This window comes from Nonomuraea sp. NPDC000554, assembly GCF_040300065.1.
Classification (GTDB): domain Bacteria; phylum Actinomycetota; class Actinomycetes; order Streptosporangiales; family Streptosporangiaceae; genus Nonomuraea.
Map to the genome: position 1 here is coordinate 213,342 of NZ_JBEPDC010000017.1, position 14,288 is coordinate 227,629.

The following is a 14,288-nucleotide window of genomic DNA, read 5'->3' on the forward strand; positions in this document are numbered from 1 at the left end:
TACCGCTCGTGCCGGGACGGGTCCCCGCCATCACAGGGGCGTTTCCTGCCGGCACGAGAAGATCGGGACCGGTCCCGAACCCGCGATGCTAAGACCTCACCACGCCGGCGGGGGCCGCAGGCGGCACGATTCCGGCGTTCGGAGGGACATGGCGTGGATTCCACAGTCGACTGGTTCTCATCGCCACCCGAGGTGATGCGGCAGCTGCCCGGCTACCGGATTGTCCGGATCATCTCCCAGACCGCGATGAGCTCGGTCTACCTGGCCGAGGACCTCACGCTCCCCCGCCGGGTGGTGCTGAAGGTGATGAACCCGAACCTGGCCGAGGACCCGAGCTTTCGCCTGCGGTTCACGCGCGAAGTGGCCATCGCGGCCGGCCTCGACCATCCGAACATCGTCCCCGTGTACGCGAGCGGCGACATCAACGGCACGGTCTACGTCGTGCTCCGCCATGTGAACGGAGGGGATCTCGGCGACTTGCTCCGCACCCAGGGCAGGCTCGACCTCACGCGTGCGGGCCGCATCGTCGGCCAGGTCGCCTCAGCGCTGGACGCCGCTCACCAGGTCGGCTTGATCCACCGTGACATCAAGCCGAGCAACATCCTGATCGACACCGCCGACCACGTCTACCTGTGCGATTTCGGCATCGCGAAGCTCGAATCCGCCACCACGCTCACGACCGCCGGCCAGTTTCTCGGGACGATGGACTACGCGGCACCGGAACAGATCAGTTCCGGCCGGATCGATCGGCGAACCGACGTCTACGCCCTGGGCGCCGTGCTGTATCAGTGCCTGACCGGCGAGAAGCCGTATCCGCACCGTGAGCCGTCCGCGGTGTTGTGGGCACACCTGCACAAGGCGCCCCCGAAGGTCACCGACAGCCGTCCCGACCTCGACCCCGGCATCGACGACGTGGTCGCGACCGCCATGGCCAAGCGGCCGGAGGAACGCTTCGCCAGCTGCGGCTCCCTGGCGGCGGCCCTTCCGGCGGGGGCCGAGCCCCTCACCCCGCGCCCTGTCCAGGTGCTCACGCGGACGCGTAAGGCGGCGCTGATCGCGCTGGCGCTGCTCGTCCTGTCCGCCGGAGTCGTCGCGCTGATCCGACCGTGGGCGGACGATCCCGCGACGCTCGCCCGTGTCCCTGCCGCGTTGCGCGGGACGTGCGAGCGCGCCGACACGGCCGCGGGGCCACCGCTGTCCGCCGGATCGTTGACCTGCCAGGCGTCGGGGCAGGCCGTGCTGATCGGGCTGTACGACTCCGATTCCAGCTTGGGCCAGGCCTACGACCAGGCCGTGCGCCAGGCAGGCGTCCCCCGCGCACAGGGCGACTGCTCGAAGGCGTCCGGCGCCGAGCACCGCTACCCGGGTGTCGGAGCTCCCCAGGGCCGTCTGCTGTGCTTCGAGCAGAACGCGGTGGCCTGGCTGGTGTGGACCGATGACAAGCAGAAGACCCTGACGCGGATGGAGAGCCGCACCGCCGACGAGCTCAAACTCCAGCAGACCTGGAGCAGCTGGACGGACGCGCCGCCGTTCCCCGCGCCGCCGGAGCGGGAGGTCCTGCGCCTGATCGGACGGTCGGACTGCAAGCGTGCCGACGCCGGGACGCTGGACCAGTTCCGCGACGTCGTCACCGGCGTGGACTGCACGTCGACCGAGCAGGGCGCGGACACCCTCTCCTACTACCGCTTCGCCAGCCTGGACGGCCTGCGCCGCAGCCACACCGGCCAGGTCGGCAAGGCCAAGGCGCCGCAGAACTACTGCCCGGACGACAAGTCCTCGAAGTTCCTGGGCAACTCCGCCTACGACAACAAGAGCGTCCGCCTCGGCGAGATCCTCTGCTACAAGCAGGACACGCCGACCGTCGAGTGGACCGTCGAACCGCTGCTCCTGATGGGCCGGGCCACCGGTAAGGACGCACGAGCCCTCACCACGTGGTGGGACGGCTCCCGCGTCCCCTCCACCAACACGGTGATCACGGCGGTCAACGCGCAGGCCACGCCGCCCTTCCCGGCCCAGCAGGAGCAGGCCCTGCTCGCGCGCGTTCCCGCCGCGTCACGCGTCAACTGCCTGAGGCCGACGGCCGAGCAGGTCAAGACCAACGTGCCGCGCGCCCACGTGACGGCGGTGGCGTGCGGCCCCACGCCTGGCGCGGGCGTCGTCTTCTACTACCGGTTCCCCGACACCGCCTCGATGCGGCAGAACTACCAGGCGGTCGCCCCAGCCGGCGGCTCGTGCGGCGCCGAGTCGCGCACCTTCGTCGGCGAGGGCGCGTACGCGGTCGGCGGCAAGCCCACCGGACGGCTCCTGTGCGGCCAGAGCGGCGCCGGCAGCCCGTACATCTCGTGGACCAACGAGGAGTTGAAGATCCAGGGGTTCGCCTTCAACACCCAGGAACCCGCGGTGCTGCTGAAATGGTGGAAAAAGGACGCGGGACCGATCTCCTGAGCGCGGCCGGGCATGAGGGCGCAGGGCCGCACACAAGTGTGCGGCGAAGGCGCTGTCGTCCCGGCCCATCGCCCGGTAGGGTGCGGTCCGCACACTGGTGTTCCGGGCACGGCTGAAGGGAATCGCGGTGCGTCTGGGCATGTCGGTCGGCCGTCGCTACCGGCTCACCCACGGTCCCATCCGCAGCCGGACCAGCGAGGTCTGGCTCGCCCGCGACGAGCAGCTGGGGCGGGACGTCGTGCTCAAGCGGATGCTGACCGGCCACGACAGCGTCCGCGGGTTCAGCAGGCTGCAGGCCGAGGCCCGCGCGCTGGCGCGGTTCAACCACCCGCACATCGTCACCCTCTTCGACGCCGTCCAGGTGGGCCGGGGTCGTCAGGCCACGTCCTGGCTCGTCATGGAGCACGTGTCCGGCGGGAGCCTGAACGGCCGGCCGGCCGTGCCGCCGGAGGTCGCCGCGATCGTCGGCGCGCAGGTCGCCGACGCCCTGGTGTGCCTGCATGCCGAGGGCATCGTCCATGGCGACATCAAGCCCGGCAATGTCGTGGTGACCAGCGACGGCACGGTCAAACTCGCCGACTTCGGCGCCGCCTACCGCGTCGGTGGAAAAGAGACGATCACCCCGAACAGCGCCATCAGCTACACGCCCGACTACGCCGCCCCCGAGGTCTTCCGTGGCCGGCTGGAGCCGAACTCGGACGTGTTCTCCCTCGGCGCGATGCTCTACACGCTCGTCGCCGGTTCGCCCCCGCGGCGCGGCACCGATGGCTGCGAGGTCGACGCCTTCCTCGCGGCCAGGGGCCGCCTCTCGCTGGAGGCCGATCTCGGGGTGCTGGACGACGTCCTGCGTGCGATGCTCCGCGTGGAGCCCGCCCGTCGTCCGGACGCCGCGGAGGTTCTGCGCCGGATGACGGAGATCGCGGGCGAGGTCCATGCGACCGCGGCCGTCCTCGCCCGCGGCCTGGCCAGCGACATGCACAGCGCCATGGACTTCCGGACGGACGGGGACGCCGGCGGCGGCGTCATGGCCGCCGTCAGGAACCACCCGCGTCTGGTCGGCGCGACCGTGGCCGTCGTGGCCCTGGCGGTGGCCGTGCCCATCGTCCTGTCGGCGTCCGAGGAGGGCGGCGGCGCGCAGGCGGGAGAGCGGGAGCGTGCCGTGCCGCCCCCGTCCTCGGCGGGGCCGGCGTCCGTCATCGGCGATCCCCGCACGGCCGATCCGTGCGCGCTGACCGAGCCTGTCCCGCTGGGCCGGTTCGGCGACACCGAACTGGACCCGGCCTACGGCAACTTCGACCGGTGCGACGTGCTGGTTCAGCCGGACGGCGACAGCGTCGTGGACGTCAGGGTGCAGCTCAGCCGCGACCCGGCCCCCGAGCAGCCGGCTCCGGCCAGGACCGTGGGACGGGTCGGCGTCGTGGAACACCGCCCCGAGCGCGACGCGTGCTTCCGGACGTTGCTGCTGGCCGGGGAGGGCGACACCACCGTGACGGTCACCGCCAAACGCGATGAACAGGGCAGAGCGCCTCTGTGCGCCATCGCCGACGTCGCCACCGGCAGCGCCGTCTCCGCGCTGAACAGCGGCCCGCTGCCCCGCCGGACCCTGCCCGCGCGATCGCTGGTGCATCGGGACGCCTGCGCGCTGCTGCCCGCCGGCGCGCTCGAGGTCATCCCCGGCATCGACGCCGACGACCCCGAGGCCGGGTTCGGCGGCTGGCGGTGCGCGTGGGCGAGCACGACCCGCGAGCTCTGGCTCGACGTGCGCTTCGACCAGGGGGGACCACCGAACGCCACGAACGGCTCCGCCACCCGGCTCAACGGCTACCGCACGTTCCTGCGGCCGAAGGCCGAAGGCGACAGGACGTGCCTGGCCCAACTGGTCTACCGCGCCCACAACAACCAGGTGGAAACCGTCAACTTCGTCGTCGGCGGGTCACGCTCCGCCGATCGGCTCTGCCAGCTGGCCAGGCGGCTCACCGCGTCCGCCGCCGCCCGGCTGCCCCCTGCCTGACCCTGCCTGACCCTGCCTGCCCCTGGCACGTCCCGGGATTCGGGACGGGTCCCGGGGCGGGCGGTGGATGCTGATGTGCGGGCCACCTGGAGCCTTTGTCCCTGAAGGAGACGAGCGATGCTTTTCCCTGACAGCCTTGCCCGTGGCGTCACGCCCGTTCGTCCCGGCACGCTGCACGCCCGTACCGTCACGGGCGGCGTCAGAGCGGCCCCGCGCACGGGCGCCGTCATCAGGTTCGGCAGGGCCGGGCAGCCGGAGGTGGACCTGGGCGTCGGCGAGGACGACCTGCACGTGAGCCGCCAGCACGGCGAGCTCACCTACCGCAGGCGGCAGTGGTGGCTGCGCAACACCGGCCAGCAGCTCGTCCGGCTGCCGCGCGGGCAGTTCCTGCACGCCACGACGGAACCCATCCCCCTTGCCACCGGCTACACGCCGCTGTTCGTGAAAGGCTCCGGCTATCGCGAACACCTGGTCGAGTTGTACGTGGCAGGCCACGACGACGAAGGGCTGGTCCCGCGCCGCCGAGCCGACACCCTGCCGCCCAAGATCTGGCCGCTCGACGACGTCGAACGGCTGCTTCTCGTCGTCCTCGGCCGCCGGTACCTGCTGTACGAGGAGAACCCCCGTCCGCTGACCTACCGGCAGGCCGCCGACTACCTCGCCGACATCCGCCGGGACGAGAACTGGGGCGAGCGCAAGATCGAGGCCAGGGTCGAGACCGTGCGTCGTCGTCTCGACGCGGGCGGGTTTCCGTTTCCGCTGATCCACGACATGGCGACGGGCAGGCCCAGCGACAACAACCTCCTGCACAACCTGCTGAGGGGCCTGGTCGACTCCACGACCCTCGTCCCGACGGACCTCGAACTGATGGAGGACGACCACCACGACTGAACCCGCCGCCGCGCGCAGGTCTCCGCAGCTCAGGCCGACGCCGAAGGCGGGCGGATTGGTCCGGGGTGTACCGATATGCGAGCGCTGATTTCGGTATGTTGCGTAGTTTGAGACCGACCGAAATCTGCGACAGAAGGGAACGGCACGTGCTCGACGATGCCGGCCTGCAGGCGCTCCGCGAGGCGGCGCGCCTATCCCCGGACAACCTCCCCCTGCGGCAGCACCTCGCCGGCCAGCTCCTGGCCAAGGGGTATCTCGCCGAGGCCGAGGCCGAATACCGCGCCGCGCTCGTGCTCGCGCCCAAGAACGCCGACATCACGGCCGGGCTGGCGGAGGCGTTCGTCCGGCAGAGCGCCCACGGCGCGGCGCTGGCGGCGCTCGAACCGTTGCTGGCCTCGCCCGGCTACCCGCCCAGGCTGGGCGTGCTGGCGGCACGGGCGCTGTTCGGTGAGGGCGACACGGCGAGGGCGGGGTACCGCTACCACGAGGCGGTCTCCCGTGACCCGTCCGTGGCCGACGCCGACCTCGCCGCCCGGCTGTCGGCCCCGCCCGCCCCGCTGTACGCCACCCCGGAAACCCCTCCAGCGGCCGCCGCGCCGGCGGGCGAGACCAGCGCGGAGGTGGAGCGCTCCGGCCTCACCTTCGCGGACGTGGCCGGCATGGACACGGTCAAGGAGGCGCTGCGGGTCAAGCTGCTGCTGCCGATCCAGCAGCCGGAGCTGTTCGCCGCGTACGGCAAGCGCGCGGGTGGCGGGGTGCTGCTGTACGGGCCTCCGGGAGCGGGCAAGACGCACCTGGCCAGAGCCGCCGCCGGTGAGCTCGGCGCGTCCTTCGTCAGCGTGGGGCTGGCCGACATCCTGGACATGTACATCGGCTCCAGCGAGCGCAACCTGCGGGCCACGTTCGAGCTGGCACGCCGCAACCGCCCGTGCGTGCTGTTCTTCGACGAGGTCGACGCGCTGGCCGCCCGCCGCTCCGACATGCGCCAGGCGCACACGCGGCAGATCGTCAACCAGTTCCTGGCCGAGCTCGACGGCGTGGACCAGAACGCCAACGAGGGCGTCCTGGTGCTGGCGGCCACGAACGCGCCCTGGTACGTGGACGTGGCCTTCCGCCGTCCCGGCCGGCTCGACCAGCCGGTGTTCGTCCCGCCGCCCGACGCCGCGGCGCGCGCGGCCATCCTGCGCATCCTGTGCCGTAACAAGCCCCTGGCCGAGATGGACTTCGACGCGGTGGCGCGGGTCACCGACCATTTCGTCGGAGCGGACCTGAAGGGCCTGGTGGACCGGGCGGTGGAGGCGAAGCTCCAGCAGTCGATCAGTGCGGGCCGTCCCATCCCGCTGTCGACGCCCGACCTGCTGGCCGCCGCGAAGAGCGTGCGGCCCACGGCGGTCCGCGAGTGGATGGCCACGGCGCGCAACTACGTGATGCACGCCAACGACTCCGGCGCCTGGGACGAGCTGATGCCCTGGGTCAAGGGCAAGTGGTGACGGTCGCCGACCCACTCCAGCGGGCGCGGACGCTCATGCAGATGCGCCGCCCGGCCGAGGCCGAGCGGGAGCTGCGCGGCCTGCTCGCCCAGGAGCCGCAGCACACCACCGCGCACGCCTTCCTGGCGCTCGCCCTGGTCGAGCAGGGCAACGTGGCCGAGGCGGTCGCGGAGGCGCACGAGGCGGTGGGGCTGGCGCCCGACCAGTGGTTCTCGCACTACGCGGCCGGACAGGTGTACTACCGCGCCCGCCGGCCCGGCGAGGCGATGGCCGCCGTCAACGCGTCCCTGGACCTCGAGCCCGAGTACGCGCCGACCTGGGAGCTGCTGGCCCGCACGCAGATGCTGACGGGCCAGTGGCCCCAGGTGGCCGAGGCGGCGCGCCGCGGGCTGGCCATCGATCCGCACGATTCGGACCTGGCGAGCCTGCTGGCGCTGGCCCTCACCCATCTCGGGGACGCGGAGCAGGCCAGGGCCGCCGCCGCGCACGCCGTCCAGCTGGACCCGGAGAGCGCCACCGCGCACCTCGTGTACGGCCGTGCGGCGCTGGCCTTCGGAGATCCCCGGACGGCGGCGGACGCCTTCCGCGAGGTGCTCCGCCTCGACCCCGGCTTCGACCAGGCCAGGGATCTCCTCGTGACGGCGCTGAAGCAGCGCAATCCCCTCTACAGGGGGCTCGCGCGGCTGCGGGGCCGGTTCCGCGGCGGTTGGCGGCTGGTGTTCCTGCTGCCCGCGGTCCCGCCCCTCATCGCGGTGTTCGTGCTCATCGCGGTGCTGCACTGGGCGGCCTGGGTCGCCGAGGCGTGGACCACGCTGCGGCTGGCCCGCGCCAAGGCCACCCGGCTGCTCTTCGAGGGCGCCGAGGCCCGCGTGGCGGTGCTGGGGTGCTGCCTGGTGGCCGTGGGCGCGGCGCTGCTCGTCCTGGGGGTGGCGCTGGGCCAGGACACGATCGGCACCGCGGGCGTGGCCGTCATGGCCCTGGTCACCCCGGTCCAGGAGGCCGTGCACACCGGCTCGGCCCGCGGGCGCGCGGTCCTGTACGGCTGGACGGTCCTGCTCGTCCTGGCCATCGTCACGTCGGTGGTTCTCACCTCGGTGACCACGGCGCTGCTGGGCGTGTACGCCGGGCTGGCCACGATCTGGGTGGCGGCGGGCGTACGACGCGTACTCGGCCACGACGGGTGACAGAGGATCGCCGGAAAGGCGGAAGCGGGTTATGCGCCTGCCAGATTCCTCATCGTTTCGGGCGCCGCAAACACGGTGAAACCGCTCGTACCAAACCGCCGTTCTCCGGAGAGAGTAAGGGAACACTGATACCTTGACTCTTGGCCGGGAGGTGACCGTCATGGAAAGCATCCTCCTGCGAGGGCTCGTGTGGGAGACGAGATCAGGGCGATTCCAGTTGGATCGGGATGAGCTGAGCGCGCGGCCCGGACAGGTGTGCGTGGTCGTCACCAAGCAGGCAGCCATCGCCGATGCCTTCGTGGATGTCCTTGTCGGTCTCGCGGTGCCGCTTGACGGGAGCATCCGGGTCAGCGGCGAGTCAGTGGCCTCCCAGCCGGCCGGGTCCAGGAAGATGGCGTTGGTGCCGCTGGGTGGTGGGCTGTTTCCGCACATGACGGTGGAGGCCAACATCGCATATCCGCTGGGGCCTGGCCGGTCCAGGAGCTATCGCGGAAAACTCGCCAGGTATGCGGCGCGGCGCGTCGGAATGGAGCCCTTTCTGCGCCGATATCCTCCGGCGCTGTCGGCCGATGAGCAGGTGAAGGCGTCTTTGGCCCGAGCGCTGTGCGGCGAGCCCGCGGTCGTGGTGTTCGAGGATCGCCGAGGTCATGCGCCCTGCCACACCGCGGTGGCCGCGGCGGTCCGCGCCGACGTGGCGGTGATCGTCGTGACCGATGATCCCTCCCGCGTCGAGGGGGCCAGCGAACAGCCCGCGTGGGAGGTGGTCGAGAGCGATGAGACGTAGGCGGGCGCTGGCTGCGCTCGGCGGCCTGGCGGTGGCGGCGGCCGGATGCTCTCTTGGAGGTGACACCGCGCAGATCGCCTGCGTGTGGAGCGGCCGGGAGCTGTCGGCGTTCAAATCCGCCCTGAGGCAGGTTGGGGCCGACGCCACGACGTTCACCGTGGGCGACGACATCGGGCCGCTGCTGAGGAGCCAGGTGGCGCCCGCCATGCTGCCTGACGTCGCGATCGTCCCTCAGCCCGGTCTGGTGACCGATCCGCTCTCCCGGCTCCAGCCGCTCACCTCGCCGGATCCACAACGCTGGAGCAGGCTGGTGACGCGTGACGGGCGGGTCTACGGGATCTGGTTCAAGGTCTCCCACAAGTCGCTGGTGTGGCATCGCCGGTTCGGTGCCACGCCACCTCGAGACTGGCCTGGCTGGGTCGGCTGGTGCCAGGATCTCGCCGCGAAGGGGCAGCATCCCCTCTCGCTGGGCGCGGCCGACGGCTGGGTCCTGACGGACTGGTTCGAGAACGTCCTGCTCGGCATCGATGTCGACACCTACAGGCGGCTCTCCACGGGAGGCGACGACTGGGCTCACCCGTCCGTGTGGCAGGCCCTCGTCCGGCTCGGCAGGCTGTGGCAGATCAGCGGCCTGTTCCCCGGAGGGCCGCGGCGGGCACTGATCACACAGTTCGAGGAGTCGGTTCTCGACGTCTTCGCGCGCGGGCAGGCGCTGACGGTCGCGGGAGCCGATTCCGCCTGGCCGGTCATCCGGTACTTCGGCCGTTACCCGGCCGCCTGGTCCGCCTTTCCCGGCAGTCACGCCAGGCGCCCGCTCGTGGGCGGTGACGTGGCGGTCCTGCTGAAGGACAGCGAGGCAGGACAGCAGCTCATCTCCAGGCTGCTTTCCGAGGCCGCGGACGTGTGGGCGCGCGACGGCGGACTGCTGCCGCTGCGGCATCCTCCCCGCGACGCTCCTGAGGCGTTACGCGCACCCGAGCTGTGGAACGACGTGCAGAGCGGGGAGTTCGACCTGTCGGACCGCCTCACCGGCAGACTCGCCGCCGGGGAGGGCAAGGGCACGTGGAGGATCTTCAAGGACTTCTTCCGCCAGGTCGCCGTCGACCGGCTCACCCCCGAACAGGCCGCCGACACCGCGATCGTCAGCCTGACAGGACAGCGCGCGTGAGCCGCGCCGACGATCTCCTCTTCGACGTTTCCCCGGTCGAGGACACGCGGACGCCGCCGCACGGTCGGCGTTCCAGGCCGTGGCCGATGCTGCTGCTCCTGTTGCCCGCGGTGGTCCTGACCACCCTGCTGCTCATCGCCCCCCTGGTGGCCACCGCCGTCGAAGGCTACGGGCACATCGGGGTGCTGCTCGACAACGAGCAGGTACGGCAGGCGACGGCCAACAGCCTGCGGTTCGTCGCCCTCGTACCCGTCATCTGCCTGGCCGGGTTCCTCCTGGCCCTGCTGACCAGAGCCGTGCCGCCGCTGATGCGCAAGGTCCTGCTGGCCGCCCTCATCATCCCGTCCGTGGCCTCTCCGCTCGTGGTCGGGGTGACCTACCGCCTGCTGTTCGACCCCGACCCCGCGCGGGGCACGGTGAGCGCGCTCCTGCCGGACGAGAATCTCAGCGCCTTCCTCGGCCAGGACGGCATCGGCCTCATCCTGGCCCTGGCCTTCGCCTGGCAGTGGACCGGCCTGGCGGTGTTCGTGCTGGACCTCGGCCTGGCCGGCCTGCCCTCTCGGCTGCTGCGCGCCGCCAAGGCGATGGGAGCGGGGCCGCTGCGGCGGCTGTGTACCGTGGCGCTGCCGGCCTTCTCCCCTTCGGCCGCGCTGTCCCTGCTCATCGTGCTGGTGGCGGCCGTGCGCGTCTTCGAACTGGTGATGATCACTGCCCCCGGTTCCATGCAGGACCGCACGGCGGTGATCGGGCTGGTGTGGTGGCGCCAAGGAAACGAGCTGGGAGAGGGAGCGTCGGCGGCGCTGTCGATGTCGATGTACGCGGTCGTGATCGTGCTCGCCGCCGTGCTGGCGCTGTGGGGGCTGGCCGGGCAGCGGCCCGCCGGTGAACTGCCGGCCGAGCGGGCGTTGCCCCGCACCAGGCCCGCCGGCCCCGCCATCGGCCTGGTGACGGCCGCGGTGTGGTCGCTCCCGCTGCTCGTCCTGGGCCTGACGTCCGTGCGCGAGCCGAAGGAGGCGGCGCTCAGCGGCTGGTGGAGCGGCGGCTACGGACTCGGCTCGTACGCCGAGGCGTTCGCCGGCGGAGAGCTGGCCGGCGCGCTCACCACGACCGCGGTCCGCGCGCTGGTGGCCGCCGCCCTCGTCGTCAGCGTCGCCGCACCGGCGGCGTTCGTGCTGACCTGGGGTGGCCTGCCGCGGACGGTACGCCTGACGCTGATCGCACTGGCCGGGGTCCTGGCCGTCGCCCCTCCGCAGGCTGTCGCCGGGCCGCTGTTCAGCACGCTGAAGGGGCTCGGAGTGTTGGGCGCACCGGCGTTCCTGACCCTGATCTACGCCGCGCTCGGCCTGCCGCTGGCCATCCTGATGCTGCGCAACGCGTTCGCCTCCGTGCCGCACTCCGAGGTCCGTCGCGACCTGATGCGGCCGGACCCGGGCACGGCGCTGTTCACCGTCCTGACGCATCGCCGGTCGGCCCTCGTGGCGGTGGCCGTGGTCCAGTTCGTGCTCGTCTGGAACGACCTCGTCGTGGGGCTGGTTCTCGGCGGATCCACAGCCGGTCAGGTGACCACCGCCATGGTCGGCCAGGCCCGCCAGTTCGTCACCTCATCAGGGCCGCTGGCGGCGGGCTCGATGACGGCCCTGCTCATCACGCTGCTCGTCATCGGCTCGACGTGGCGGCACCTGCTTCCCGGGCTGCGTCTGTGCCTGGGGACGCACACCCGAGAGGGCCGCCGATGAACTGGCGGGCCCCGCTCAACCGGCTGGTGGAAGCCACCAGGGCACGGCCGTGGCGGGCCGCGGGTGTGGGCACCTCGACGCTCTTCGTCGCGGTCGTCGTGGACATCATCGCCAACCTGACCGGCAACATCCTGCTGAACATCAGCGCCTGGCTGGCGGTCGGAGTCCTGGCGGCGCTGCTGATCGGTTACCTGCTGGCCTTCGGCGGCGGCCGGCCTGCCCCTCACCCGCAGCTCGCGCCCCGAGGCGAGATGCCGGAGCCGAACTCCTTGCTCGGCCGCGAAGACCTCCTCGTCACGGTCGTGCGGGAACTCATGGAGCACGGGATGATCACCGTGCACGGACCTGTCGGCATCGGTACCTCGGCCCTCGCCATCAACGCCGCCTGGCGGCTGACGGCCGCCCCCCGCTACTACGCCGATCTTCGCGGGCCGGACCCGGGCCGGGCCGAGGACGTCCTCAGCGTGGCCACCCGGGTGCTCGGCACCCTCAAACTGCCCTCCCGGGAGATCACCTCGGCCGAAGAGGCCTTTCCCATGCTCGACGAGGCCCTGCGCGGCACGGGTGCCGTGCTCGTCCTGGACAACGTCGACAACTGGCATCAGGTCGAGTGGCTGGCCAGGCCGATCGAAAGCGCGTGGATCATCGTGGCGGGGCATCTGCCGACCGACCACGTGCCGGCCATCATGCCGCGTGTCCACGTCGACTGGCTCGAACCCGATCACGGGCTCAGGCTGATGCGGGAGGTGGGCCTTGGCCCCTGGATCGACGCCGAACCCCAGCAGGCCGGCGAACTGGCCGCCTCCTACCTCCGAAGCCCTTCAGTGATCATAAGTGTGGCCGACTGGCTCGTTCGCAACCGCGCGGTCACGCTCACCGCCCTGCTCGGCGACCTGCAGAAGAGCACCGAGCGCGGGCATGGTGAAGCAGCACTGGGGTTCATTCTGAGCAGGCAGCTGAGCGGCGCCTCCCAGCCGGCGCGGCGGCTGCTCGCCTACCTCGTCGGCGCCCCGGTCGCCGAGCTGGGCGCGGATGCGGCGGCCGAGCTCACCGGCGACAGCCGCGAGACAGTGGAACGGCACGTGGCCGAGCTCACCGACCGCCTGCTGGTGGAGCGGGTCGGGCCGCACAGATACCGGACGATCGACGCCGCAAGGCCGGCGGCGGCCCGGTTGAAGCCGCGCGAACGGCACCGTAGCTGGTCCAGGCTGATCACCTTCTACGCCGGGCAGGCCGAGAGCTACGCGGCCGAGCTCCGCTCGGCTCACCATCACGGAGCGAGAGCGTGGTTCCAGACCGAGGACATCACGCTCCTGGAAACCATCGAGGCCGTCTCCGACCAACCGGCCAAACCCTACAAAGCCGTTCTGCCGAACCTGACACGTATCGCTGACGCCCTCGACATCTGGTTCGAGCTGGCGCAACGTGCCAGCTTCCGCAGCCGTACCGCTGACGCCGTGGCGCGACTTGCCGACACCCTCGACGACCCGGTTCTCCGCCTCGCGGCCGGCCTACGCCGCGCCGCCCTGGCGCGCGCGGCCGGTCAGTTCGCCGAAGCCGGCAACCGGTGGAACGAGGCGGCCGCACGGTGGCCGCACCGGGCCTGGACCCCTCAGATCCACACCTCCCATGCCATCCAGCTCATGGTGACGGGCGATGACTACGAAGGGGTGGAGCGGGCGTTGCTGGACTGCCGCGAGTCGCTGCCCGGCGGAGATTCCTTCGGCCGCGTCGTGGAACTGGTCAACCGGGCCTCGCTGCGACTTCGCCACGGCCAGAGCGTCGCCGCCTCCGATCGTCCGGAGGCAGCCCAGAAGCTCTACGCCGAGGCGAGAGACCTGCTCATCCTCGCGCTGGGCGACGACGTCGACGACATCGGGCTGCAGGCCCACGCCCACGAACTGCTCGGGCTGGCGTCGTGGCTCCTCTCCCAGCCCGAGCGAGCCACCAAGCACTGGGAAGAGGCGAGACAGCTCTACGAGCAGGTCCACGACTCCCCCGGGCGGGCGCGCTGCCAGCTCCACCTCGGTACCAGCCTGATGGCGGCCGACCCCGAACAGGCAGCGGAGCTGCTGACCGAGTCGCTGCACGACAGGCACGGCGTGAGCGTCGCCCTGGCCCACCTGCATCTGGCCAGGCTCGGCCACCACGTCGACGACCATGTCGTCAAGGGGCTTGCGGCGCTGCCCACCCACAACGGCCACGGCGAGCCCACACAGGTCGCGGAGATCCGCAGACGACTCCAAGCCCTGAGGCCGTCCTCGACCGAATGATCGCTCGCCCCTCAGGTCGAGCCCAGGTCACGGTAGACGGTCTCGACGGTGACCGGCACAGCGTCCACGACATCGGGATGCTGCAGGAGGACCTCGACTGGACCCGGTTCGGCTGGCATCAATCGGTCACCTTCTCCCCTGTGCGCGTCTCGTCAGGAGCGAAGGGAAGGCAGCAGGCCACGCCGTATCAGAAAAGGCCGGCTCCGAAGGCTCCACGCAGAGCTGGAAAACTCAGGGCTGGCGTCGCTTCCCCTGAAGTGTGGACAATTACTGGAAAGGATCTCATGCTGGAAGACGCTGAAGGGG

At 71.4% G+C, this 14,288-nt stretch carries 9 protein-coding genes; all 9 read left to right on the plus strand.

Annotated elements, in window-relative coordinates:
- The first annotated feature begins 153 nt into the window (after nt 1-153).
- The 9 genes from ABT294_RS30005 (at nt 154) to ABT294_RS30045 (ending at nt 13,982) form a co-directional block, all read left to right on the plus strand.
- Complete coding sequence (locus ABT294_RS30005) at nt 154-2,445, plus strand: serine/threonine-protein kinase (RefSeq protein ID WP_350809637.1); 2,292 nt, start codon at nt 154-156, stop codon at nt 2,443-2,445.
- A 127-nt stretch (nt 2,446-2,572) separates the two neighbouring features.
- Nucleotides 2,573-4,456: a serine/threonine-protein kinase gene (locus ABT294_RS30010; protein ID WP_350809638.1), complete on the plus strand. Its 1,884-nt coding sequence runs from the start codon at nt 2,573-2,575 to the stop codon at nt 4,454-4,456.
- Between the two features lie 117 nt (nt 4,457-4,573).
- Nucleotides 4,574-5,347, plus strand: coding sequence for an FHA domain-containing protein (locus ABT294_RS30015; RefSeq protein WP_350809639.1), 774 nt, complete (start codon nt 4,574-4,576; stop codon nt 5,345-5,347).
- A gap of 107 nt (nt 5,348-5,454) precedes the next feature.
- A complete protein-coding gene (locus ABT294_RS30020) occupies nt 5,455-6,837 on the plus strand; it encodes an ATP-binding protein (protein WP_350809640.1) in 1,383 nt (460 codons plus the stop codon).
- Nucleotides 6,834-8,021, plus strand: coding sequence for a tetratricopeptide repeat protein (locus ABT294_RS30025; RefSeq protein ID WP_350809641.1), 1,188 nt, complete (start codon nt 6,834-6,836; stop codon nt 8,019-8,021). The genes ABT294_RS30020 and ABT294_RS30025 overlap by 4 nt, the downstream gene beginning before the upstream one ends.
- Nucleotides 8,022-8,181: 160 nt before the next feature.
- Entirely contained in the window at nt 8,182-8,805 is a 624-nt protein-coding gene (locus ABT294_RS30030; protein WP_350809642.1) for an ATP-binding cassette domain-containing protein, read from the plus strand.
- Nucleotides 8,795-9,973, plus strand: a complete 1,179-nt coding sequence (locus ABT294_RS30035; RefSeq protein WP_350809643.1) for a hypothetical protein — start codon at nt 8,795-8,797, stop codon at nt 9,971-9,973. Before ABT294_RS30030 ends, ABT294_RS30035 begins: the two co-directional genes overlap by 11 nt.
- Nucleotides 9,970-11,709, plus strand: a complete 1,740-nt coding sequence (locus tag ABT294_RS30040) for an ABC transporter permease subunit (protein ID WP_350809644.1) — start codon at nt 9,970-9,972, stop codon at nt 11,707-11,709. Before ABT294_RS30035 ends, ABT294_RS30040 begins: the two co-directional genes overlap by 4 nt.
- Nucleotides 11,706-13,982, plus strand: coding sequence for a tetratricopeptide repeat protein (locus ABT294_RS30045; RefSeq protein WP_350809645.1), 2,277 nt, complete (start codon nt 11,706-11,708; stop codon nt 13,980-13,982). Before ABT294_RS30040 ends, ABT294_RS30045 begins: the two co-directional genes overlap by 4 nt.
- Nucleotides 13,983-14,288: the final 306 nt, after the last annotated feature.

Coding starts and splice junctions, on each gene's coding strand:
- ABT294_RS30015 (WP_350809639.1), top strand. CDS start 4,574: ATGCTTTTCCCTGACAGCCTTGCCCGTGGCGTCACGCCCGTTCGTCCC.
- ABT294_RS30030 (WP_350809642.1), top strand. CDS start 8,182: ATGGAAAGCATCCTCCTGCGAGGGCTCGTGTGGGAGACGAGATCAGGG.
- ABT294_RS30035 (WP_350809643.1), top strand. CDS start 8,795: ATGAGACGTAGGCGGGCGCTGGCTGCGCTCGGCGGCCTGGCGGTGGCG.
- ABT294_RS30045 (WP_350809645.1), top strand. CDS start 11,706: ATGAACTGGCGGGCCCCGCTCAACCGGCTGGTGGAAGCCACCAGGGCA.